This is a genomic window from Saccharothrix stipae, assembly GCF_054781895.1.
Map to the genome: position 1 here is coordinate 93,935 of NZ_BAAGTN010000007.1, position 21,324 is coordinate 115,258.

Annotated in this window: 16 protein-coding genes; 13 read left to right on the forward strand and 3 right to left on the reverse strand. The window is 72.7% G+C overall.

Going from position 1 to position 21,324, the window contains the following annotated elements:
* Nucleotides 1-28: 28 nt before the first annotated feature.
* Nucleotides 29-1,207 (reverse strand): ROK family transcriptional regulator, encoded by a 1,179-nt coding sequence (locus tag ACYVLT_RS13245; RefSeq protein ID WP_461120451.1) that lies wholly within the window; start codon nt 1,205-1,207, stop codon nt 29-31.
* Nucleotides 1,208-1,307: 100 nt separating this feature from the next.
* On the opposite strand from ACYVLT_RS13245, the gene ACYVLT_RS13250 reads away from it, so the two are divergent.
* The 13 genes from ACYVLT_RS13250 (at nt 1,308) to ACYVLT_RS13310 (ending at nt 19,875) form a co-directional block, all read left to right on the forward strand.
* Nucleotides 1,308-2,441, forward strand: coding sequence for a Gfo/Idh/MocA family protein (locus tag ACYVLT_RS13250; RefSeq protein WP_461120452.1), 1,134 nt, complete (start codon nt 1,308-1,310; stop codon nt 2,439-2,441).
* Nucleotides 2,438-3,940, forward strand: a complete 1,503-nt coding sequence (locus ACYVLT_RS13255) for a sugar ABC transporter ATP-binding protein (protein ID WP_461120453.1) — start codon at nt 2,438-2,440, stop codon at nt 3,938-3,940. The genes ACYVLT_RS13250 and ACYVLT_RS13255 overlap by 4 nt, the downstream gene beginning before the upstream one ends.
* Nucleotides 3,941-3,957: 17 nt before the next feature.
* Nucleotides 3,958-4,950 carry an ABC transporter permease gene (locus ACYVLT_RS13260; RefSeq protein ID WP_461121118.1) on the forward strand — a complete coding sequence of 331 codons (993 nt, stop codon included), beginning with the start codon at nt 3,958-3,960 and terminating at the stop codon, nt 4,948-4,950.
* Nucleotides 4,947-5,981, forward strand: a complete 1,035-nt coding sequence (locus ACYVLT_RS13265) for an ABC transporter permease (protein ID WP_461120454.1) — start codon at nt 4,947-4,949, stop codon at nt 5,979-5,981. The genes ACYVLT_RS13260 and ACYVLT_RS13265 overlap by 4 nt, the downstream gene beginning before the upstream one ends.
* A complete protein-coding gene (locus ACYVLT_RS13270; protein WP_461120455.1) occupies nt 5,978-7,159 on the forward strand; it encodes a substrate-binding domain-containing protein in 1,182 nt (393 codons plus the stop codon). Before ACYVLT_RS13265 ends, ACYVLT_RS13270 begins: the two co-directional genes overlap by 4 nt.
* Nucleotides 7,160-7,189: 30 nt before the next feature.
* A complete protein-coding gene (locus tag ACYVLT_RS13275) occupies nt 7,190-8,047 on the forward strand; it encodes a sugar phosphate isomerase/epimerase family protein (RefSeq protein WP_461120456.1) in 858 nt (285 codons plus the stop codon).
* Nucleotides 8,048-8,112: 65 nt separating this feature from the next.
* The gene (locus ACYVLT_RS13280; RefSeq protein ID WP_461120457.1) at nt 8,113-12,933 is read left to right on the forward strand and encodes a ThuA domain-containing protein; all 4,821 of its coding nucleotides are present in this window, start codon (nt 8,113-8,115) and stop codon (nt 12,931-12,933) included.
* A gap of 149 nt (nt 12,934-13,082) precedes the next feature.
* Nucleotides 13,083-14,240, forward strand: a complete 1,158-nt coding sequence (locus ACYVLT_RS13285) for an inositol-3-phosphate synthase (protein ID WP_461120458.1) — start codon at nt 13,083-13,085, stop codon at nt 14,238-14,240.
* Nucleotides 14,237-15,091, forward strand: coding sequence for an SCO3242 family prenyltransferase (locus tag ACYVLT_RS13290; RefSeq protein WP_461120459.1), 855 nt, complete (start codon nt 14,237-14,239; stop codon nt 15,089-15,091). Before ACYVLT_RS13285 ends, ACYVLT_RS13290 begins: the two co-directional genes overlap by 4 nt.
* Nucleotides 15,088-16,515, forward strand: coding sequence for an EboA domain-containing protein (locus ACYVLT_RS13295; protein WP_461120460.1), 1,428 nt, complete (start codon nt 15,088-15,090; stop codon nt 16,513-16,515). The genes ACYVLT_RS13290 and ACYVLT_RS13295 overlap by 4 nt, the downstream gene beginning before the upstream one ends.
* Nucleotides 16,515-17,366: a TatD family hydrolase gene (locus ACYVLT_RS13300; protein WP_461120461.1), complete on the forward strand. Its 852-nt coding sequence runs from the start codon at nt 16,515-16,517 to the stop codon at nt 17,364-17,366. The genes ACYVLT_RS13295 and ACYVLT_RS13300 overlap by 1 nt, the downstream gene beginning before the upstream one ends.
* Entirely contained in the window at nt 17,363-18,469 is a 1,107-nt protein-coding gene (gene eboE, locus ACYVLT_RS13305) for a metabolite traffic protein EboE (RefSeq protein ID WP_461120462.1), read from the forward strand. The genes ACYVLT_RS13300 and eboE overlap by 4 nt, the downstream gene beginning before the upstream one ends.
* Complete coding sequence (locus tag ACYVLT_RS13310) at nt 18,466-19,875, forward strand: alkaline phosphatase family protein (RefSeq protein WP_461120463.1); 1,410 nt, start codon at nt 18,466-18,468, stop codon at nt 19,873-19,875. The genes eboE and ACYVLT_RS13310 overlap by 4 nt, the downstream gene beginning before the upstream one ends.
* A 131-nt stretch (nt 19,876-20,006) precedes the next feature.
* Here ACYVLT_RS13310 and ACYVLT_RS13315 read toward each other — a convergent pair whose 3' ends face one another.
* Both ACYVLT_RS13315 and ACYVLT_RS13320 read right to left on the reverse strand, forming a co-directional pair.
* A complete protein-coding gene (locus tag ACYVLT_RS13315) occupies nt 20,007-20,642 on the reverse strand; it encodes a choice-of-anchor M domain-containing protein (RefSeq protein WP_461120464.1) in 636 nt (211 codons plus the stop codon).
* Entirely contained in the window at nt 20,639-21,256 is a 618-nt protein-coding gene (locus ACYVLT_RS13320; RefSeq protein ID WP_461120465.1) for a choice-of-anchor M domain-containing protein, read from the reverse strand. The genes ACYVLT_RS13315 and ACYVLT_RS13320 overlap by 4 nt, the downstream gene beginning before the upstream one ends.
* Nucleotides 21,257-21,324 lie beyond the last annotated feature (68 nt).

Genomic DNA, 21,324 nt, shown 5'->3' on the forward strand with positions numbered 1-21,324 from the left:
GGGCGGAGTTCGGGGTCGTGCGCGGCCGTCAGGCGAGTTGGCGATCCACTATGGACGGTGACAGCACGTGCTGCACCACCATCGCCGCCGCGCCCAGCACGCCGGCGTCGTCACCGACCTGGGACGGGACGATGCGCAGGTTCTCGGTGGCCAGCGGCAGCGAACGTCGGTAGATCGCCTCGCGCACCCCGGCCAGCAGCATCTCGCCGGCCAGCGCGAGCGTGCCGCCCACGACGATCAACGACGGGTTGAACATGCTCACGCACGCGGCCAGGACCTCGCCGATCGTGCGACCCGCCTGCCGCACGAGCTGGCCCGCTTCGAGGTTGCCCGCCCGCACCAGTGCGACGACATCGGCGCTGGTGTGCGCCTCGATCCCCTTGGCGCGCAACGCGGCGGCGATCGCGGACCCGCTGGCGACCGCTTCGAGGCAGCCGGTGTTGCCGCAGCGGCACGGCATGTCCCCGGCGTTCGGGGCCAGGATGTGGCCGAGGTCGCCCGCCGCGCCCACGACGCCGCGGTGCAGCTCGCCGTTGCTGATGAAGCCGGAACCTATACCGGTGGCCACCTTCACCACGATGACGTGGTCGGCCTCCGGGAAGCACTTCGTGTGCTCGCCCAGGGCCATCAGGTTCACCTCGTTGTCCACCAGGACCGGCACGCCGAGTTCCCCGCCGATGCGCCCCGGCACGTCGTAGCCGTCCCACCCCGGCATGATCGGCGGGTTGTTCGGCCGCCCGGTCGAGTGCTCGACCGGGCCCGGCAGGCCGATGCCCGCTCCCGCGACCCGCACCGAGTCGAGTCCGGCCTCGGCGAGCAACGACCGCCAGGTCTTGACCAGCACCGGCAGGACCACGTCCGGGCCGTCGGCGATGTCCTGGTCGATGCGCCGCACGGCGAGCGGTGAGCTGGTCAGGTCCGTGACCGCCACGGTGGCGTGGGTGGCACCGACCTCGGCGGCGAGGACGACCCTGGCCCGCGCGTTGAACACGAACCGGCCGGCCGGTCGGCCGCCGGTCGACGCCTCGCTGCCCCCCTCGCTGACCAGACCCGCGTCGAGCAGCGCGTCCAGCCTGGCCCGCACGGTCGACCGGGCCAGCCCGGTCACCGAGGTCAGCTCTGTCCGGGTGCGCGGCACGCCGTCGCGGAGCAGGCGCAACAGCTCTCCGGCGGACGCGGCTCCGAGGTAGGGGGCGTCTTCTTTCACCCTGTGATTGAACCAGAGAACGGGACCATCTGTCGCAGTTCGGCGAAACCTCCCTGACTTTTGATTGACATCCGCCATTAGCCCCCTTACGGTTCGCCGCATGACTGTGACCCACCTAACTCAAACGGCCGAAAGCGGTCGCGCCGAGCCTCGGACACTGCGGATCGCCGTGGTGGGCACTGGGTTCATGGGCCGCGTGCACGCGGAGGCGGCACGGCGTGCGGGCGCCTCGGTCGTCGCCGCGGTGGCGAGCACCGCGGCTGGTGCGACCGACGCCGCGAGGGCCGTCGGTGCGGAACGCGGTTACCCCGATCTGGCCTCGCTGCTCGCCGAGTCCGGGGCCGACGTGGTGCACGTGTGCACGCCCAACGTCCGGCACGCCGAGGCCGTCCGGGCCGCACTGGCCGCGGGTGCGCACGTGATCTGCGAGAAGCCGCTGGCCACCGGCGTCGCGGACGCCACCGCGGTGGCCGACGCGGCAACGGTCGCCGGCCGCGTGGCCGCGGTGCCGTTCGTCTACCGGTTCCACCCGATGGTCCGCGAGATGCGCGCGAGGTTGGCCGCCGGTGAGGCGGGCGTCGTCTCCACGGTCACCGGCGGCTACTTGCAGGACTGGCTGTCCCGCCCGGAGGACGACGACTGGCGGGTCGACCCGGCGCTCGGCGGTCCCTCGCGCGCGTTCGCCGACATCGGCTCGCACTGGTGCGACCTGGTCGAGTTCGTCACGGGGGACCGGATCCACCGGCTGTCGGCCCAGACGGCGACCGTGCAGCAACGGGCGCGGGCCGCCGCCGTGCCGACCGAGGACGTCGCCGCCGTCCAGTTCACCACCGCGTCCGGGGTCCTGGGCACGCTGGTCGTCTCGCAGGTCGCCGCGGGCCGCAAGAACCGGCTGCACGTCGAGGTGTCCGGCACCGGGTCCAGCTTCGCGTTCGACCAGGAGGACCCGGAGCGGCTGTGGGTGGGCAAGCGGGAAGGCAGCCAGGTGCTCCTCCGCGACCCGTCGACCCTGTCGCCCTCGGCGGCCGCGTACGCGCGGTTGCCCGCCGGGCACGCGCAGGGCTACCAGGACTGCTTCGACGCCTTCGTCGCCGACACCTACCGGGCCGTGCGCGGCGAGGGCAGCCCGGACGGCCTGCCGACGTTCGCCGACGGCCTGCGCGCGGTCCGGATCACCGACGCCGTGCTGTCCTCCGCCGCGTCCGGTGGTGCGTGGGTGGAGGTGGACCGGTGACGGCCGGTGGTGACGTCGTCGTACGGCTCACCGGGATCACCAAGAGCTTCCTCGGCGTGCCTGTGCTGCGCGGTGTGGACCTGGAGCTGCGCGCGGGCGAGGTGCATGCGCTGATGGGTGAGAACGGTGCGGGCAAGTCGACGCTGCTCAAGGTCCTCGCGGGCGTCCACCGGCCCGACTCCGGCCAGGTGGAGGTCAACGGCGAGCCGGTCGTGTTCGCCACGCCGCGCGACGCCCAGCAGGCGGGTATCGCGATCATCCACCAGGAGTTCAACCTGCTGGAGCACCGCACCGTCGCGGAGAACGTCTACCTCGGCCGTGAGCCGGTCCGCCGGGGGCAGGTGGACCGCCGGAAGATGGAGGCGGACACCAAGGGGCTGCTGGACTGGCTCGGCGAGGACGGGGTCGACCCGGCCGAGACGGTCAACCGGTTGTCGGTCGCGCAGAAGCAGGTCGTGGAGATCGTCAAGGCGCTGTCCACCGACGCCAAGGTGCTGGCGATGGACGAGCCGACCGCCGCGTTGGCCGACCACGAGGTGGAGTTGCTGTACGACCTGGTCGACCGGTTGCGCACCAGGGGCATCGCGATCCTCTACGTCTCGCACCGGATGCGCGAGGTGTTCGACCTCGGCAAGCGGATCACCGTGCTCAAGGACGGCGCTTTCGTCATCTGCGCGCTCGCCGCCGAGCTGAGCTCCGACCAGCTCGTGCGCCACATGGTCGGGCGGTCCCTCGACGCGCTCTACCCCGACCGCGCGGCCCCGGAGGACCTCGGCGAGGTGCGGCTGGCGCTGCGCGGCGCGGGCAACGACCGGGTCCGCGGCGTGACGTTCGAGCTGCGGGCGGGCGAGATCGTCGGTGTCGCCGGGCTCCAGGGCTCCGGGCGATCCGCGATCGCGCGGGCGATCTGGGGCGTGGAGCCGTTCACCACCGGCAAGCTGGAGGTCGACGGCGTCGTGCGGCGGATCACCGACCCGCGTGCCGCCGTGCGGCTGGGCATCGGGTACGTCACCGAGGACCGCAAGGGCGAAGGGCTGGCGCTGCGGCAGTCCATCCGGGACAACGCGCTGCTCGTCCGCCGCGCGGCGCTGACCGGCGGCGCCGGTCGCCGCAAGTCCGACCTCGGCGAGCTGCTGCGGTCCGTCGCGGTCGTGGGGCGTGGCGAGCACCAGGAGGTGCGCTACCTGTCCGGCGGCAACCAGCAGAAGGTCGTGCTGGCCAAGTGGCTCGCCGTGGGGCCGCGCGTGCTGGTCGTGGACGAGCCGACGCGCGGCATCGACGTCGGCGCGAAGCAGGCGGTGCACCGGCTGCTGCGCGACCTGGCCCGCAACGGGGTGGCGATCCTGATGATCTCCTCCGAACTGCCCGAGCTGATCGGCATGAGCGATCGGATCCTGGTCGTCCACGAGGGCGCGATCGCGGGCGAACTGCCCGCGGGCGCCGGTGAGGAAGCCGTCATGGGCCTCGCCACGGGGCACGGTAGGGGAGAAGTGGCGTGAGCGTCGCACCGGGGAAGATCGAGACGGCGGGCGTGGCCCGCCGCGGCCGAGTCCGGCGGTTCAGCTTCACGCCGACCGTGACCGTCTACCTGGCACTGGTGGCGCTGCTCGTGGTCGGCAGCGTCCTGGTCGGCCTGAACGGCGGCGTGCTGCTCGACCAGGGCGGCATCCTCAACATCCTGACCCGCAGCACCGTGCTGGGGCTGGTCGCGGTCGGGCAGACCATCGTGATCATCACCGGCTCGCTGGACCTGTCGGTGGCCTACCTGGTCGGGCTGTGCTCGCTCGTGGCGGCGGAGACCATGGCGGGCAGCGACGGGATGATGGTGCCCGGCGTGCTGCTGGCGCTCGGCGTCGCCGCGGTCGTCGGCCTGGTCAACGGCCTGGTCGTGACCGTGCTGAAGGTCAACGCGTTCATCGCGACCCTCGGTGTGGCGCTGATCCTGCGCGGCTACCTGGAGGACAACTACACCGGACCGGCGGGCAGCGTGCCGCGGGCGTTCCAGCACCTCGGGTTCGACCGCATCGGCCCGGTCCCGATCGGTGTCCTGCTCATGCTCCTCGTCGCCGCGGCGGCGTGGTGGTACCTCAGCCGCACCCGCGGCGGCTACCACACCTACGCGGTCGGCGGTGACGTGGACGTCGCGCGGTTGTCCGGTGTGCGCACCGGCCGCACGATCGTCGTCGCCCACGTGCTGTGCGCCGTCGCCGCCGGTCTCGCCGGGGTGTTCCTGGCCAGCAGGCTCGGGTCCGGCGCGCCGTACGTCGGCACCGACGCCGGGTACGACCTGGAGTCCATCGCGGCGGTCGTGCTGGGCGGCGCGGCTCTCGCTGGTGGTCGCGGCGGTGTCGTCGGCACGATCGGCGGCGTCCTCATCCTGGCCACCCTCGACACCGTCTTCGACGACCTCGCGGTCGACCCGTTCTTCAAGGACGTCGTGCGCGGCATCGTCCTCATCGTCGCGGTGGCGCTCTACGCGCGCCGCAAGCTCTCCAGGAGGTCCGCGTGAGCGCGCCGACCACGTGGCGTCCTCGGCTGGCGGAGGGCACCGCGCCCGTGCTGGTGGTGCTGGCCGTGCTGCTGGTGGCGCTGGCCTTCGCCGGTCCCGCCTACGCCGAACCGACCGGGTACCTGGCGCTGCTCAAGCGCGCGGCGCCGCTGGTGCTCCTGGCCATCGGCCAGTACTTCGTCATCGTCTCCGGCGGGTTCGACCTGTCGGTCGGCTCGCTGGTCACCGCCGAGGTGGTGATCGCGGCCCGCCTGATCGACGGCCAGGAGTCGGCGACCGGCTGGGTGATCGTGCTGCTGCTCGGCTTCGGCCTGCTGGTCGGCCTGGTCAACGGGCTGGTCACGACCAAGCTGCTGGTGCCGTCGTTCATCGTGACGCTCGGGATGCTGCTCATCCTCGACGGCGCGGTGTTCCTGTGGACCGGTGGCGCGCCGCGCGGCGCGCTGTCGCCGTCGTTCCGCGTGTTCGGTCGCGGCGGCGTCGACCTGCCGGTGCTCGGCCACCTGCCGTGGTCGGTGGTGATCCTGCTGGTCGTCCTCGTGGCCGCGGTGCTGTTCATGCGCAGCGGCACCGGCCGCACGCTCGTCGCGGTGGGGGACAACGAGAACGCGGTGCGCCTGGCCGGCGGGCGGGTGGACCGGCTGAAGGTGCTGGCGTTCGTGCTGTCCGGGTTGCTCGCGGCGCTGGCCGCGATCCTGCTCGGCGGGTTCGCGGGCGTGTCGGCACAGGTCGGTGAGGGCCTGGAGTTCCGCGCCATCACCGCCGTCGTGCTCGGCGGCGTGCTGCTCGGCGGCGGACGTGGTTCCGTCGTCGCCGCGGCGGCCGGCGCGCTGACCCTCGAAGCCCTCTTCTCGCTGCTGAACCTGCTCGGCGTCTCCGGTGCGCTGGAGTCCGCCGTCCAGGGCGTGATCATCATCGCCGCGGTCGCCTACGCCGCCCTCGGCGTCAACCCCCGGCTCAGGTTCCGGCCCCGTGCGGGCACACCCGAGCCCGCTCGCCACCAGTCACCGCCGCACAAGGAGAACCGATGAACAGGAAGTGGTCCGTCGTGGCCGTCGCGGGCCTGCTGGCCATGGCCGGCTGCAGCAGCGACCTGCCCGCCGACACCGGCACGCCCGGCACGACGGGCGCGTCGAAGGACGCCGGCGCGAAGTCGGAGTTCTTCGACCAGGCGCAGTACGAACGCCAGTTGAAGTTCCGGTCGACCGCCGCCGAAGGTCCGGCCGACAAGCCGTGGGAGCAGATGCTCGACCCGCAGCTGGTCGACACGGCGAAGTTCGCCAAGCCGGGTGGCGAGCACCACCTGTGCTTCTCCAACGCCGCGGTGAACAACCCGTGGCGGCAGGTCGGGTTCAAGACGATGAAGGAGGAGGTGAAGCTGCACCCGGAGATCACGAAGTTCACCGTGCTGGACGCGGAGGCCAAGGACGACAAGCAGATCAGCGACATCCAGTCGTTCGCCTCCCAGGGGTGCAGCGCGCTGATCGTGTCGCCGAACACGACCGCGACCCTGACCCCCGCCGTCGAGGCGGCCTGCAAGACCAACGTGCCGGTGATCGTGTTCGACCGCGGTGTCAACTCCACCTGTCCCGTGACGTTCATCCACCCGATCGGCGGGTTCGCGTTCGGCGCGGACGGCGCGGAGTTCCTGAAGGAGAAGGTGAAGGCGGGCGGCAAGGTCCTGGCGTTGCGCATCCTGCCCGGTGTGGACGTGTTGGAGCAGCGGTGGGCGGCGGCCAACGAGATCTTCGCGGGCAGCGAGCTGAAGGTGGTCGGGGTGGAGTTCACCGACGGTGACGCGGCCAAGACCAAGAGCATCGTCAACGACTACATCCAGCGCGAGGGGCAGATCGACGGTGTGTGGATGGACGCGGGGGCGACCGCCGTCGCCGCGGTCGAGGCGTTCCAGGACGCGGGTGCTCAGATCCCGCCGTTCGTCGGCGAGGACCAGCAGGACTTCCTGCGGATGTGGGCCGAGCAGAAGATGACCGCCGTCGCCCCGACCTACCCCACCTACCAGTGGCGCACCCCGGTCATCGCCGCGCTGAAGATCCTCAACGGTCAGCAGGTGCCGAAGGAGTGGGTGCTGCCGCAGCCCAAGGTCACCCAGGACACCCTCCAGAGCTTCCTGAAGCAGGACATGCCGCCGCTGCACTACGCGATGTGCGGGTGCGAGTCGATGGCCGGTTACCCCGCGCCCTGGAAGTGACCCCGCAATTCCCTTCCGGATGGAGGAGCAGTGCACGCGATCGGTGTGAGCACGTGGGTCTGGACGTCGCCGCTGCGTGACGACACGATCGCCGAGCTGGCCCCACGGGTGGCCGGATGGGGGTTCGACGTGCTCGAACTCCCGGTGGAGGAGGTCGACGACTGGGACCCGGCGCACGCCGCGCGGGTGCTGGCGGACCACGGGCTCGCCGCGACCGTGTGCCTGGTGATGGCGCCGGGCCGGGAACTGGTTGCGGCGGAGCCCGCGACCATCGGCGCCACCCAGGACTACCTGCGGCGGGTCGTGGACATCGCGGTGGAGGTGAGTTCGCCGGTCATCGCGGGTCCGGCGTACGCGTCGGTGGGCCGCACGTGGCGCATGTCGGCGCGGGAGCGGAGTGATCGGATCGCCGAGTTGCGCGACAACCTGGCGCCGGTGGTCGAGCACGCCCGTGCGGCGGGCGTGCGGGTCGCGGTGGAGCCCTTGAACCGGTACGAGACCAGTCTGCTGAACACGATCGGGCAGACGCTGGCGGCGTTGGACGGGCTGCCCGTCGACGGGTGCGGCGTCGGGGTCGACGTGTACCACCAGAACATCGAGGAGAAGCACGTCGGCGACGCGATCCGGTCCGCCGAGGGCCGGATCGCGCACGTCCAGGTGTGCGGCAACGACCGCGGCGCACCGGGTGCGGACCACCTCGACTGGCCCGACATCACCGCCGCGCTCGCCGAGGCGGGCTACACCGGGCCGCTGTGCATCGAGTCGTTCACGGGCGAGAACGCGAGCATCGCGACCGCCGCGTCCATCTGGCGCCCGCTCGCGTCGACCCAGGACGCGCTCGCCGTGGACGGGCTCAGGTTCCTGAGGGAGGTGGTCGGCACCAGCTGAGCGGGCGTCACCCCCAACTCACCGGCGCCGGCACGCCGGGCGGAACAGAAAGCGTGTGGAGGATCGTGAGAACCCCTGTATTCCGCTTGCGCACCGTCTTCGGGCCGCTGCTGGCGTTCCTCGTCGTGGCCGGGTTGCTGCCGGCGACCGCGGCGGCGCACCCCGGCCACGACGCGCCGGCCGAGTTCCGAGCCCTGCTGTTCACCAAGACCGCCGCGGGCGCCTACCGGCACGACTCGATCCCGGCCGGCGTGGCGATGGTCGAGAAGCTCGCCGCGGACCACCACTTCGAGGTCGTGCACAGCGAGGACGCCAACCAGTTCACCGACGCCAACCTGGCCGGTTTCGACGTCGTCATCATGCTCCAGAACGGCGGCATGGTCTGGGACACCGACGCCCAGCGCGCGGCCGTGAAGAAGTTCGTCAACGACGGCGGCGGCATCGTCGCCGTCCACAACGCGACGGACATGAACATCGAGGGGTCGTTCCCGTGGTGGGACGACTTCGTCAACGGCGGCGCGCACATGACCGCGCACTCCGCCAACGGCCTCACCGCCACCTCCTACCAGATCGACGAGGTGCACGAGTCGACCAGGCACCTGCCGGACCGCTGGCTGAAGGCCGAGGAGTGGTACAACTTCAAGCCCGGCATGCGCGGCAAGGTGCACCCGCTGGTCGAGGTGGAGGAGAAGACCTACAACCCCGGTTCCGAGGCGATGGGCCACGACCACCCGATCTCGTGGTGCCGTGACGCCGAGGGCGGCCGGGTGTGGGCGACCGCCATGGGGCACAACGCCGCCGACTACACCGAGCCGAACTTCGTCGCGCACGTGCTGGGCGGCATCCGCACCGCCGCCGGCGTCGTGCCGTCGGACTGCGGCGCCACGGTCGACGCCAACTTCGAGAAGGTGACGCTGGACGACAGCACCCGCGCGCCGACCACGCTGGACGTCGCGCCGGACGGGCGGGTGTTCTTCACCGAGCTGCTCGGCGAGATCCGGGTGCACGACCCGGCCGCCGGCGCCACCTCGACCGCGCTGTCCCTGCCCGTCTACAGCGGCGGCGAGGACGGCCTCGTGTCCCTCGCGCTCGCGCCGGACTTCGCCACCAGCAAGCACCTCTACGTGTACTACTCGCCCGCGGGCACGGCCGAGATCAACCGGCTGTCCCGGTTCACCGTCGAGGGCGACGTGATCCGCCCCGACAGCGAGAAGGTCGTGCTGGAGGTGCCCGCCTCGCGCCGGGAGGAGCCCGGCCACACCGGCGGGTACCTGGAGTTCGGGCCGAACGGCAACCTGTACGTCGGTGTCGGCGACGACGTCAACCCGTTCCAGTCCAGCGGGTACGCGCCGGTGGACGAGCGCCCGGGCCGTGACCTGTTCGACGCCCAGAAGACCGCGGCGAACACCAACGACCTGCGCGGCAAGATCCTGCGCATCCACCCGGAGCCGGACGGCACCTACACCATCCCGGCGGGCAACCTGTTCCCGCCGGGGACCGAGAAGACCAGGCCCGAGATCTACGCCATGGGCTTCCGCAACCCGTTCCGCTTCAACGTGGCCTCCGACGGCACGCTCTACGCGGCCGACTACGGCCCGGACGCGGGCGGCGACAACCCGTCGCGCGGCCCCGGCGGGCTGGTCGAGTGGAACGTCATCGAGGAGCCGGGCAACTACGGCTGGCCGTACTGCATCGGCAACAACACCCCGTTCAACGACTTCGACTTCGCGACCAACACGTCCAAGGCGAAGTTCGACTGCGCCAACCCGGTGAACGACTCGCCGAACAACACCGGCCTCACCGCGCTGCCCCCGGTCAAGGCCGCCGACGTGTGGTACGGCAACGGCGCCGAGGGCGACGAGTTCCCCGAGATGGGCACCGGCGGCGAGGCGCCGATGGCGGGGCCGCGCTACGAGTTCGACCCGAACCTGGTGTCCGACGTCAAGTTCCCGGAGTACTACGACGGCAAGCCGTTCTTCTACGACTGGACGCGCAACAAGTTCTGGACGTTCTCGCAGGACGACCAGGGCGGGCTGCTCAAGATCAACGAGTGGTTCAAGAGCGCCGCGCCGCTGGCGCCGATGGACGTGAAGTTCGGCCCGGACGGGGCGATGTACGTCGTGGAGTGGGGTGGTGGCTACGGCCGCGACAACCCGGACTCCGGCGTCTACCGGATCGACTACACCCAGGGCAACCGGCGGCCGACCGCGAAGGCGACGGCGACGCCGTCCTCGGGCCGGGCGCCGCTGCCGGTGGAGTTCTCCGGCACGGGGTCGACCGACCCGGAGGGCGCCGCGCTGACCTACGCGTGGACGTTCGGTGACGGCGGCACGTCCGACCAGGCCGAGCCGACCCACACCTACCAGGCCGACGGCGTCTACAACGCGCAGCTGACCGTGACCGACGCGCTCGGCAAGAGCGGCGTCACCAACGTCCAGGTGACGGTCGGCAACACCGCGCCGTCGGTGACCATGACATCGCCGGTCGACGGCGGGTTCTTCGACTTCGGCGACAAGGTGGCGTTCGACCTCGACATCACCGACCCGGAGGACGGCGAACCGGACTGCGCGAAGGCGGTCCTGCAACCCGCGCTAGGCCACGAGGCGCACGCGCACCCGATCGACCAGATCAACGCGTGCGAGGGCGAGTTCTCCACCCTGGTCGACGAGGGCCACGCCGACGCGGACATCTTCTACTCCGTCGACGCGTCCTACACCGACCGCGGTGCGGGCGCACTGCCGCCGCTGGTCGGCCGCGACCTCGCGGTGATCCAGCCCAAGCACAAGCAGGCCGAGTTCCACCAGGAGTCCTCGGGCGTCCTGGTCGGGTCCGACCCCGCCGCCGAGTCGGGCAAGCGGGTCGGCGACATCGGCGACGGCGACTGGATCGCCTTCCACCCGGTGAACCTGCACCGGATCGACCGCGTCACCGCACGGGTGGCGTCCGCGGGCGCGGGCGGCTCGATCGAACTGCGCAAGGACTCGCCCACCGGTGACCTCCTCGCCACCATCGCGGTGCCGGAGACCGGCGGCCTCGACCGGTACGCGACCGCGCCGGACGTGGCGGTGACCGACCCCGGTGGCACGGTCGAGCTGGTCGCGGTGTTCCGCGGCCCGGCCAACCGGTTCACGCTCGACTCGTTCTCGTTCATCGGCAAGGGCGTGTCGGTCAACGCCGCGCCGCACGTGGTCGTCAAGGCCGACCCGGCGACCGGCACCGCGCCGTTCACCACCAGGCTTACCGCGACGGCCACCGACGCGGAGAACGACGCGCCGTTCAGCTACGCGTGGGACCTGGGCGACGGCACGTCCGCGACCGGTGCCGCGGTGGACCACACCTACGCCGAGAACGGCACGTACCAGGCGTCGGTGACGGTCACCGACGCCGCGGGCCGGTCCAAGAAGGTGTCCACCCCGGTCGTCGTCCGCAACGCGCCGATGCCGCCGATCACCTGCGCGAACCCCGACCCGGACATCTCGCTGGACGACGAGTTCGACGGTGACCGGCTCGACGGCTGCCGCTGGGACGCCGTCGTCCGACCGGACCTGCCGTCGATGCGCATGGGCGGCGGTCGGCTGAGCATCGACACCCTGCCCGGCGACATCAACGGCGGGTCGAACGACAACCCGCGCAACTTCATCCTCCAGAACGCGCCCGAGGGCGACTGGACGCTGGAGACGAGGATCGCCGCGCCGCTGGTCGAGCAGTGGCAGCTCGCCGGGTTCATGGTGTACGGCAACGACGACGACTACGTGAAGTTCGACGTCGTCGCGCGCAACGCACCGGGCCAGGCCGTGACGCTGGGCGCCGAGCTGGTGGCCGAGAACAACGGGCAGTTCGGCTCGGGCGGCAACCGGTCCGTCCTCATCGGCACACCGGAGAGCGGGTGGTGGCACCTGCGGCTGAAGAAGACGGGCAACGCCTACGCCGCCGAGATCAGCGACGGCGGCACCACGTGGACGTCACTCGGCGACCCGGTGACCAACGACGTGCCGAACCCCAAGTTCGGGTTGATGGCGATCGGCCCGAGCCAGACCAGGGGCCCGGTGACGGTCGACTTCGACTACTTCCGGGTGTCCGGTGTGGACACGATCGCGCCACAGGTCACGGCGGCGGTGGACCCGGCCGCGCCCAACGGCACGGGCGGCTGGTGGACCACGCGGCCGACGGTGACCATCACCGCGGTGGACGTCGGGTCCGGCGTGGCCCGCACCGAGTACCGGATCGGCGACGGCGGGTGGACGCCGTACACCGCGCCGTTCGCGGTACCCGGTGACGGCACGCACACGGTGCAGTACCGGGCCACGGACGTGCGCGGCAACACCTCCGAGCCCGGCTCGGTGACGGTCAAGGTCGACGCGACCGCACCGACGGTGCAGGTCACCGGGCTGCACGACGGCGTGAGCTACGGCCACGCGGAGGACCGGGTGGTCGGCTGGCAGGCCGGCGACGCCGTCTCCGGGATCGCCACGGTCACCGCCACGCTCGACGGCAGGCCGATCACGTCGGGCACGAGCGTCCCGATGCACACGCTCGCGCTCGGCGCGCACACCCTGGCGCTCACCGCGACCGACAAGGCGGGCAACAAGCGGGACGTGGCGGTGTCGTTCACGGTCACCACCTCGCTGCCCGACCTCCAGGCGATGGTCGACCGGTTCGCGGCGGAACGGCGCATCCCGTCGTCCACCGCCCGCGGCCTCGACCGCGACCTGGACGACGCCCGCCGGCTGCTGTTCGACGGCAAGCCCGCCAAGGCGATCGAGAAGTTGCTGGGCTTCCGCGACGCGGTTTCCCGCAAGGTGGGCGACCGGGTCGTGCGCGACCTGCTGGTCGCCGACACTGATGTGGTGATCGCGGCGCTGCGGAGGCAGTCGAGCGGTAGTTGAATCGCGAGGGCCGGAGCCGCCGTGCTCCGGCCACCCGCGCGTGGGGGCGGTTGCCGGACCGCACCCCCGCCCGACCGGTGCCAGGACGTCCGCGTCCCGGCGCCGGTCGGTGACCGTTCTTGGAGTGGCGCTGACGAAGGAGGGGGCCAATGACGGACCAACCCACCGGGCTGTGGCTGATCGGGGCACGCGGATCGGTCGCGACGACGGCGATCAGCGGACTGCTGGCGCTGCGCGCGGGCCTGGCGCCGCCGACGGGCTGCGTGACCGAACGGCCCGAGCTGGCCGGTGTCGGCCTGCCGGGCTGGCCCGACCTGGTCGTCGGCGGGCACGACATCGTCGACACACCGCTGGTCAAGCGTGCCGAGCAGCTCGCGGACAGCGGCGTGCTGCCGCACCGCCTGCTCGGCGCGATCGCGGACGGCCTGCACGCGGCCGACGCCGCGATCCGACCCGGCTACCACCCCGTGACGCACCCCGGCAGCCAGGCCGACGCGGCCCGCCGGCTGGCCGCCGACATCGGCGACTTCCGCGAGCGGCACGGCTTGGCCCGCGTCGTCGTGGTCAACGTGTCCTCGACCGAACCTCCCGTGCCGGCCACACCCGAGCACGACGACCTGGCCGCGTTGGAGGCGGCGCTCGCCGACCCGACGCGCGCGGTGCTGCCGCCCAGTTCGGTGGCGGCGTACGCGGCGCTGCGCGCGGGCTGCCCCTTCGTCGACTTCACCCCGTCCACCGGCATCGCCCTGCCCGCGCTCGACGAACTCGCCCACCGCGAACGGCTGCCGTACGCGGGGCGGGACGGCAAGACGGGGGAGACCTTGCTGCGGACGGTGCTCGCGCCCATGTTCACCGCGCGGGCGCTGCGGGTGCGGTCGTGGGCGGGCACCAACCTGCTGGGTGGTGGCGACGGCGCGACCCTGGAGGACCCGGCGCACGCGGACAGCAAGCTGGAGTCGAAGGCGCGCGGCCTCGCGGCGTTGCTCGGCGACGACGTCACCGCGCCGCTGCACATCGACAACGTGCCCGACCTCGGTGAGCAGAAGACGGCGTGGGACCACGTGTCGTTCGAGGGGTTCCTCGGGGCGCGCATGTCGCTGCAACTGACGTGGACCGGGCTGGACTCCTCGTTGGCCGCGCCGCTCGTGCTCGACCTCACCAGGCTCGTCGCCGCGGCGCACGCCGCCGGCCGGGTCGGTGCGCTGGGTGCGCTCGCGTTCTTCTTCAAGGACCCGCTGGGCAGCGACGAGCACCGGTTCGCCGAGCAGACCCGCGAGCTGTACCGGTGGGCGGGGGAGCTGGGATGAGGGCGTACGCGGAACTGGTCCGGGCGCCCGCCGCGCTGACCGTGCTGGGCGACACGCTCGCCGGTGCGGCGGCGGCCGGGGTGCCGTTGCGGGGCAAGCGCTTGCTCCTGCCGTTGTCGTCGGTGGCGCTGTACTGGTCCGGGATGGCGTTGAACGACTGGGCCGACCGCGCGCTCGACGCGGCGGAACGTCCCGAGCGCCCGATCCCGTCCGGCCGGGTCGCCCCCCGTGCCGCGTTGACCGCCGCCGTGGCGCTCAGCGCGGCCGGGCTCGGGCTCGCCGCGCTGGCCGGCGGGCGGGACTCGCTGGCGGTCGCGGTGCCGTTGGCGGCGGCGGTGTGGTCCTACGACACCGTGCTGAAGGACACCGCGGCCGGACCGCTCGCGATGGCCGCGTGCCGGGGGTTGGACGTGGTGCTGGGCGCGGGGCGGGAACGGGCGGTGGGCGCGCTGCCCGCCGCCGCCGTGATGGCCGGGCACACGCTCGGCGTCACGGTGCTGTCGCGCGGCGAGGTCCGGGGCGGGTCGACCGGTGTGGCGAAGGCGGTGCTCGGTGGCACGGCCGTGACGACGGTGACCGCGCTCGCCCGGCCGGGGCGGACCTGGCGGCACCGGTTGGGCGCGATCGCCGGCGCGGCCACGTACGCCGTCACGGTGGGCCGTGCGCAGCTGGCGGCGGTGCGCGACCCGGGCGCGGGCACGGTCCGCTCGGCCACGAGGACCGGGATCCACGGCATGGTGCCGCTGCAATGCGCCCTCGTGGCGCGCGGTGGCTCACCGGCCGTCGCCGCCGGCCTGGCCCTGGTGCTGCCGCTGGCCCGCGCGCTGAGCCGGAAGGTGGGGCCGACATGACGTTCCGCCTCGGCTACGGCACCAACGGGTTCGCCAACCACCGGCTGGACGACGCGCTCGCGGTGATCGCCGACCTCGGCTACACCGGGGTGGCGCTCACCCTCGACCACCACCACCTCGACCCGTTCGGCCCGGACCTGCCGCGGCAGGTCCAGCAGGTGGCGACGCGGCTCGACCGCCTCGGCCTGGGCGTCGTGGTGGAGACCGGCGCGCGGTACCTGCTGGACCCGTGGCGCAAGCACCACCCGACGCTGGTCAGCGACGCGCAGGAGGCCCGGGTGGACTTCCTGCTGCGTGCCGTGCGGATCGCGGCCGACCTGGGCGCCGACTGCGTGTCGTTCTGGTCCGGCGTGGTGCCCGCGGGCGTGGACGACGACGAGGCGTGGCGGCGGATGCGGTCGGGCGTCGCGGCGGTCCTGGACGGCGCGGCCCGGTACGGCATCCCGCTCGGGCTGGAACCCGAGCCGGGCATGCTGGTCGAACGCCTGGACCAGGCGCTGGACCTGCGCGCCGAACTCGGCTCGCCCGCGCTGCTCGGGATCACGCTGGACGTGGGCCATTGCGTCGCCGTCGAACCCCGGGACGCCGCCGCCTGCATCCGCCGCGCGGGCGACCTGCTGCTCAACGTGCAACTGGACGACATGCGGCCGGGTGTGCACGAGCACCTGGAGTTCGGCGAGGGCGAGCTGGACCTGGCCGCCACCCTCGCCGCACTGGACGAGATCGGCTACACCGGCCTCGCCGCGGTCGAACTGCCCCGGCACAGCCACGCCGCACCGGACGTGGCGCGCCGGGCCATGAGCGCGCTGCGCGAGGCGTCGCCCGAGCCGGCGCCGGAGCACCCGTGGCTGGCGGAGGCCGAACGCACCGTGCGGACCGACCCCATGTCGATCCGGACGTTCTTCCCCGCGGTCGGCCGGGCGGTGGGCCGGGAGGCGTTGCGCGGCGCGTCCGACCCGCTCGGCGTCGTGCACGGCACCGTGGACGACGTGGCCCGCACCCGGTTGTTGACCGCGCTCGCGGCGACGACCGGTCCGGAGGAGCTGTCGACCGAGCTGACCTCGCTCTACCGCTTCGGTGACGACGCCGAACGCCGTGGCGTCCTGCGCGGGCTCGCCTCCGTGGGGGACAGGGCGGTCGCGGCCGGCGTCGAACTCGTCAAGGACGCGTTGCGCACCAACGACACCAGGCTCGTCGCGGCGGCGCTCGGACCGTTCGCCGCCGACCACCTCGACGCCCACGCCTGGCGCCACGGCGTGCTCAAGTGCTTGTTCCTGGGCATCCCCCTCACCGCCGTGGCCGGGCTGGGCCGGCGCGCCGACGCGGAACTGCGGCGCATGGTCGGCGCGTTCGCCGACGAACGCCGGGCCGCCGGCCGCGCCGTGCCCGACGACGCGCTCGAACTGCTGAGGAGCGAGAGCTGATGCGCATCTTCGACCCGCACATCCACATGACCTCGCGGACGACCGACGACTACGAGGCGATGCACTCCGCCGGGGTGCGGGCGTTGGTCGAGCCCGCGTTCTGGCTGGGCCAGCCGCGCACGAACGTCGGCTCGTTCACCGACTACTTCGACGCCCTGATCGGCTGGGAGAGGTTCCGGGCGGCGCAGTTCGGCATCCGGCACCACTGCGCCCTCGCGCTCAACCCCAAGGAGGCCAACGACCCGCGCTGCACCGCCGTGCTCGACGTGCTGCCGCGTTACCTGGCCAAGGACGGCGTGGTCGCGGTCGGCGAGATCGGCTACGACTCGATGACCCCCGAGGAGGACGAGGCGTTCGCGCGGCAGTTGGAGCTGGCGGTGCGGCACGACCTGCCCGCGCTGGTGCACACACCCCACCGGGACAAGGCCGCCGGCACGGCGCGCACGCTCGACCTCGTTCGTGAATCCGGACTGCCACCCGGACGGGCGCTCGTCGACCACCTGAACGAGACGACGGTGCGTGCCGTGGCCGAATCGGGGTGCTGGATGGGTTTCTCGATCTACCCCGACACGAAGATGGACGAGGACCGGATGGTGGCGATCCTGCGCGAGTACGGCACGGACCGGGTGCTGGTGAACTCGGCCGCCGACTGGGGCCGGTCCGACCCGCTCAAGACCCACAAGACCGGCCTGGCGATGCTCGCCGCCGGGTTCGACGAGTCCGATGTGGACAAGGTGCTGTGGCGCAACCCGGTCGAGTTCTACGGCCAGAGCGGTCGGCTGGTCCTGGACGACGCCGCGACGGGGGAGACGTTCGCCGGGAACTCGGTGCTGCGGGGCGAACGCCCGTGACGTCCATCGCCTACTGCACCAACGTCCATCCGGCCGAGGACCTGGCCGGGGTGGTCGCGCAGCTCGACCGCTACGCCGTCCCGGTGCGGGAGGAGCTGGGCGTGGACGCCCTCGCGCTCGGGCTGTGGCTGGCCGAACCCGTCGCCCGCGGCCTCGCCGAGGACGAGACGGCCCGCCGGCGCCTGGCGGCGGACCTGCGGGCCAGGGGCCTTGAGGTGAGCACCCTCAACGCGTTCCCGTACGGCGGGTTCCACCACGAGGTGGTCAAGCACTCCGTCTACCACCCGCCGTGGACCGACCCGCGACGCACCTCGTACACCCTCGCGTGCGCCACCGTGCTCGCCGACCTGCTGCCCGATTCGGCGTCCTTCGGCAGCATCTCGACGTTGCCGCTGGCCTGGCGCGAGCCGTGGTCCGGTGACGACGACGTGCGCGCCCAAGCCTCGCTCGACCTCGTCGCCCGCACGCTTCGCGCCGACGCGGCACGACACGGCAGGCCGATCAGGCTGGCGGTCGAACCCGAACCCGGCTGCGTGCTGGACACCGTCGCCGACGCGGTCTCCTGGCTGGCCGACCGCGTCGACCACGACCACATCGGGATCTGCCTGGACACCTGTCACCTGGCGGTGTCCTTCGCCGACCCGGCCGAGGCGGTCGCCGGCATCCGCCGCAGCGGGCTCCCGGTGGTCAAGGTCCAGGCGTCGGCGGCGCTGGAGGTCGCCGAGCCGGGCACCGACGAGGGCAGGCGCGCCATCGCCGCGTTCGCCGAGCCGCGCTACCTGCACCAGGTCCGGGAGAACGCGCCCGGCGGGGTGCTCGCCGCCGACGACCTGCCCGCGGCGCTGACCGACCTGCCGGCCGCGCACCCGTGGCGGGTGCACTTCCACGTCCCCCTGCACGCCCGGCCCGAGGCGCCGCTCACCGCCACCACCGACGTGCTGCTGACGGCGGTCGAGGCGGTCCGGGCCACCTCGGACGCCCTGCCGCACGTCGAGGTCGAGACCTACACGTGGGCGGTCCTGCCCGGCGCGGGCGCGGACCTGGCCCCGGGCATCGCCGCCGAACTGCGCTGGGCGTCGGACCACATCGGAGGCACACCATGAACCCGCTGGTCGTCATCGACGTCGTCGGCATGACACCGGACCTGCTGCCGCACATGCCCAACCTGGCCCGCCTCGGCCGCCGTGGCTGGCAGGCCGAGCTGGGCACCGTGCTGCCCGCCGTGACGTGCAGCGCCCAGTCCACCCTGCTGACCGGGCTCACCCCGGCCCGGCACGGCATCGTCGGCAACGGCTGGTACTTCCGCGACCTCGGCGAGGTCCACCTGTGGCGCCAGTCCAACCGGCTGGTCGGCGGCGAGAAGCTGTGGGAGACCGCCCGCCGCGCGCGCCCCGGCTACACCGCCGCGAACATCTGCTGGTGGTACGCGATGGGCGCCTCGACCGACGTCACCGTCACCCCGCGCCCGATCTACCACGCCGACGGCCGCAAGTCGCCCGACGCCTACGTCCGCCCACCCGCCCTGCACGACGAGCTGGTCGGCGAGCTGGGCGAGTTCCCGCTGTTCCAGTACTGGGGGCCGACCGCGGCGCTGAGGTCCAGCGAGTGGATCGTCGGCGCGGCCCGCCGGGTGCTCGCCGCCCAACGCCCCGACCTGCTGCTGGTCTACGTCCCGCACCTGGACTACGACCTCCAGCGGTTCGGCCCCTCCGGCCCGGAGGCCGTGCGGGCGGCGGCCGACGTGGACGCCGCGCTCGCACCGCTGCTCGCCGACGCCGAGGCGGCCGGCGCGACCGTCGTGGCGTTGTCCGAGTACGGCATCACGGCGGCGCGCAGGCCCGTCGACATCAACCGGGCGCTGCGCCGCGCCGGGCTGCTGGAGGTCTACGCGCAAGCCGGCACGGAGCTGCTCGACCCGTGGACCTCCCGCGCGTTCGCGGTGGCCGACCACCAGATCGCCCACGTCTACGTCGCCGACCCGGCCGACATCCCGCGAACCAGGGCCGTGCTGGCGGAGCTGCCCGGCGTGGACACCGTGCTCGACCGCGAGGCACAGGCAGGCGTCCACCTCGACCACGAGCGGTCGGGCGAGCTGGTCGTCGTGGCCGAACCCGACGCCTGGTTCACCTACTACTACTGGACCGACGACGATCGCGCACCGGACTTCGCCCGCGGCGTGGACATCCACCGCAAACCGGGCTACGACCCGGCCGAGCTGTTCTTCGACCCGGAGGACCCGTTCGTCAAGGCCAAGGCCGGGCTCAACCTGGCACGCAAGAAGCTCGGCCTCCGCTACGCGATGAACGTCGTGCCGCTCGACCCGTCATGCGTGCGCGGCACGCACGGCAGGCTCCCCGACCGCGCCGAGGACGGCCCGGTGCTGCTGTGCTCCGATTCCGCCGTGCCGGCCGAGGTGGAGCGGACCGGCCGGATCGCCGCCACCGACGTCCGCGACCTCTTGCTCTCACTGCAAGGCATCTCCGCGCCCGTGCGGGAAACCAGCCGATGAGCCGGCCGGGCAGGTCGTTCGGCTGAGGGTGAGCGGCAGGGTGCGCGACACCGGCGGTGTCGCGCACCCTTCGGTGAGCGCCGCGGACCCGTCGTGGTCAAAGGGTCAACGGTGGTCGGTGCTCGTCGGGATCAGGGCTGCACGGTGAAGGTGTAGCTCTTCTGGCCCGTGGTGACCGCGCCACCGGCCGCCTTGGTCGCGGTGACCTCGAAGACGGCGGTGTAGGTGCCCGCCGCCTCGAACGCCCAGTTGGCGTGGGCGTGGCTGTTGATCGCCGAGGTCCGGCTGTCGGGCAGGCCGTTGCCGCTGTCGAACCACACGGTCACGGACCCGCCGAAGCCGGTGGTGTAGACGCTGAAGTCGGCGGGACCGGTGACCGACACGAGCTTCACGGTCAACGAGTTGTTCAGCAGCACGCCGGCGGGGACGCCGCTGGTGTCCAAGCCCGGCCACAGGATCCCGCTCACGGAGTTCTGCGGCAGCACCCAGAACGTCGAACCCGGTGCGCCGAGGAACGAGTACGCGCTGCCGGACGGCACGGTGGACTTGCTCGCCGGGACGGCGTTGAGCGTCACGGTCGTCGGGTCGCGGTCGACCGCGGGTGACGCGGTGCCGTCGCGGAGGTCGAGCGTGAGCGCGGTGCCGGTCCAGTCGACGTCGAGGACGTCGACGTGGCCGGCGGAGAGGGTGACCGCCGCGTGCGCGGTTCCCGTGGTGAGCAGGGCGAGCCCGGCGGCGAGCGCGGCGGCGGTGAGGCGGGCGATCATCGGTTCACCTTGAACGTGTAGGTGGCGGGGTCGGACACGACGCGGGCACCGGTCGAGGCGAGGGTGCCGACGGCGCGGACGGTGATGCTGTACTGGCCGGCCGCCTCGAACGCCCAGTTGGCGTGCAGGTGACCGCCGGGCGTCAGGTCGACGCGGTCGGGCAGGCCGTCGCCGCTGTCGACCAGCACCGCCGGCGCGCCGACCGCGTCGGTGGTGAAGATGCTGAAGTCGTCGGGGCCGCAGACGCCCACCACGCGCAGGCGCAGCGAGCCGTCCACGAAGACGCCGGGCTCGACCTCCTCCGCGGCGATGCCCGGCCACAGCAGGTTCGGGTCCTCGACCTCGGGCAGCACCCAGACCGGCGCGCCGGGAGCGCCGAGGAAGGCGTAGGCGGGGTCGGCGGGCACGGTGGTCTTCGCCGCGGACTTGGCGACCAGGAGCACCTCGGAGGGCGCGTACTCGGCCTCGGCGGCCTCGTCGTGGACGTGCAGGTCGAACGCGCCGTCCTCGTAGGCGACGCCGAAGACGTCGACGTGGCCGGTGTCGATCGTGACGACCGGTGCGGCCGTCGCGGGTGCGGCGGCGAGGCCGGCCAGGCCGGTCACCGCTGTCATGAGCAAGGCGATGCGTGCAGTCGTGCGCAAGGTCGGTGCACTCCGTTCGTGCGGGTGGGCGCGGTCCA

What these genes read in the sequence shown, in the direction of transcription:
- ACYVLT_RS13290 (WP_461120459.1), top strand. Translation starts at nt 14,237, where the DNA reads ATGAGGGCGTACGCGGAACTGGTCCGGGCGCCCGCCGCGCTGACCGTG.
- ACYVLT_RS13315 (WP_461120464.1), bottom strand. Translation starts at nt 20,642, where the DNA reads ATGATCGCCCGCCTCACCGCCGCCGCGCTCGCCGCCGGGCTCGCCCTG.
- ACYVLT_RS13270 (WP_461120455.1), top strand. Translation starts at nt 5,978, where the DNA reads ATGAACAGGAAGTGGTCCGTCGTGGCCGTCGCGGGCCTGCTGGCCATG.
- ACYVLT_RS13285 (WP_461120458.1), top strand. Translation starts at nt 13,083, where the DNA reads ATGACGGACCAACCCACCGGGCTGTGGCTGATCGGGGCACGCGGATCG.
- ACYVLT_RS13295 (WP_461120460.1), top strand. Translation starts at nt 15,088, where the DNA reads ATGACGTTCCGCCTCGGCTACGGCACCAACGGGTTCGCCAACCACCGG.
- ACYVLT_RS13320 (WP_461120465.1), bottom strand. Translation starts at nt 21,256, where the DNA reads ATGACAGCGGTGACCGGCCTGGCCGGCCTCGCCGCCGCACCCGCGACG.
- ACYVLT_RS13300 (WP_461120461.1), top strand. Translation starts at nt 16,515, where the DNA reads ATGCGCATCTTCGACCCGCACATCCACATGACCTCGCGGACGACCGAC.
- ACYVLT_RS13310 (WP_461120463.1), top strand. Translation starts at nt 18,466, where the DNA reads ATGAACCCGCTGGTCGTCATCGACGTCGTCGGCATGACACCGGACCTG.
- ACYVLT_RS13250 (WP_461120452.1), top strand. Translation starts at nt 1,308, where the DNA reads ATGACTGTGACCCACCTAACTCAAACGGCCGAAAGCGGTCGCGCCGAG.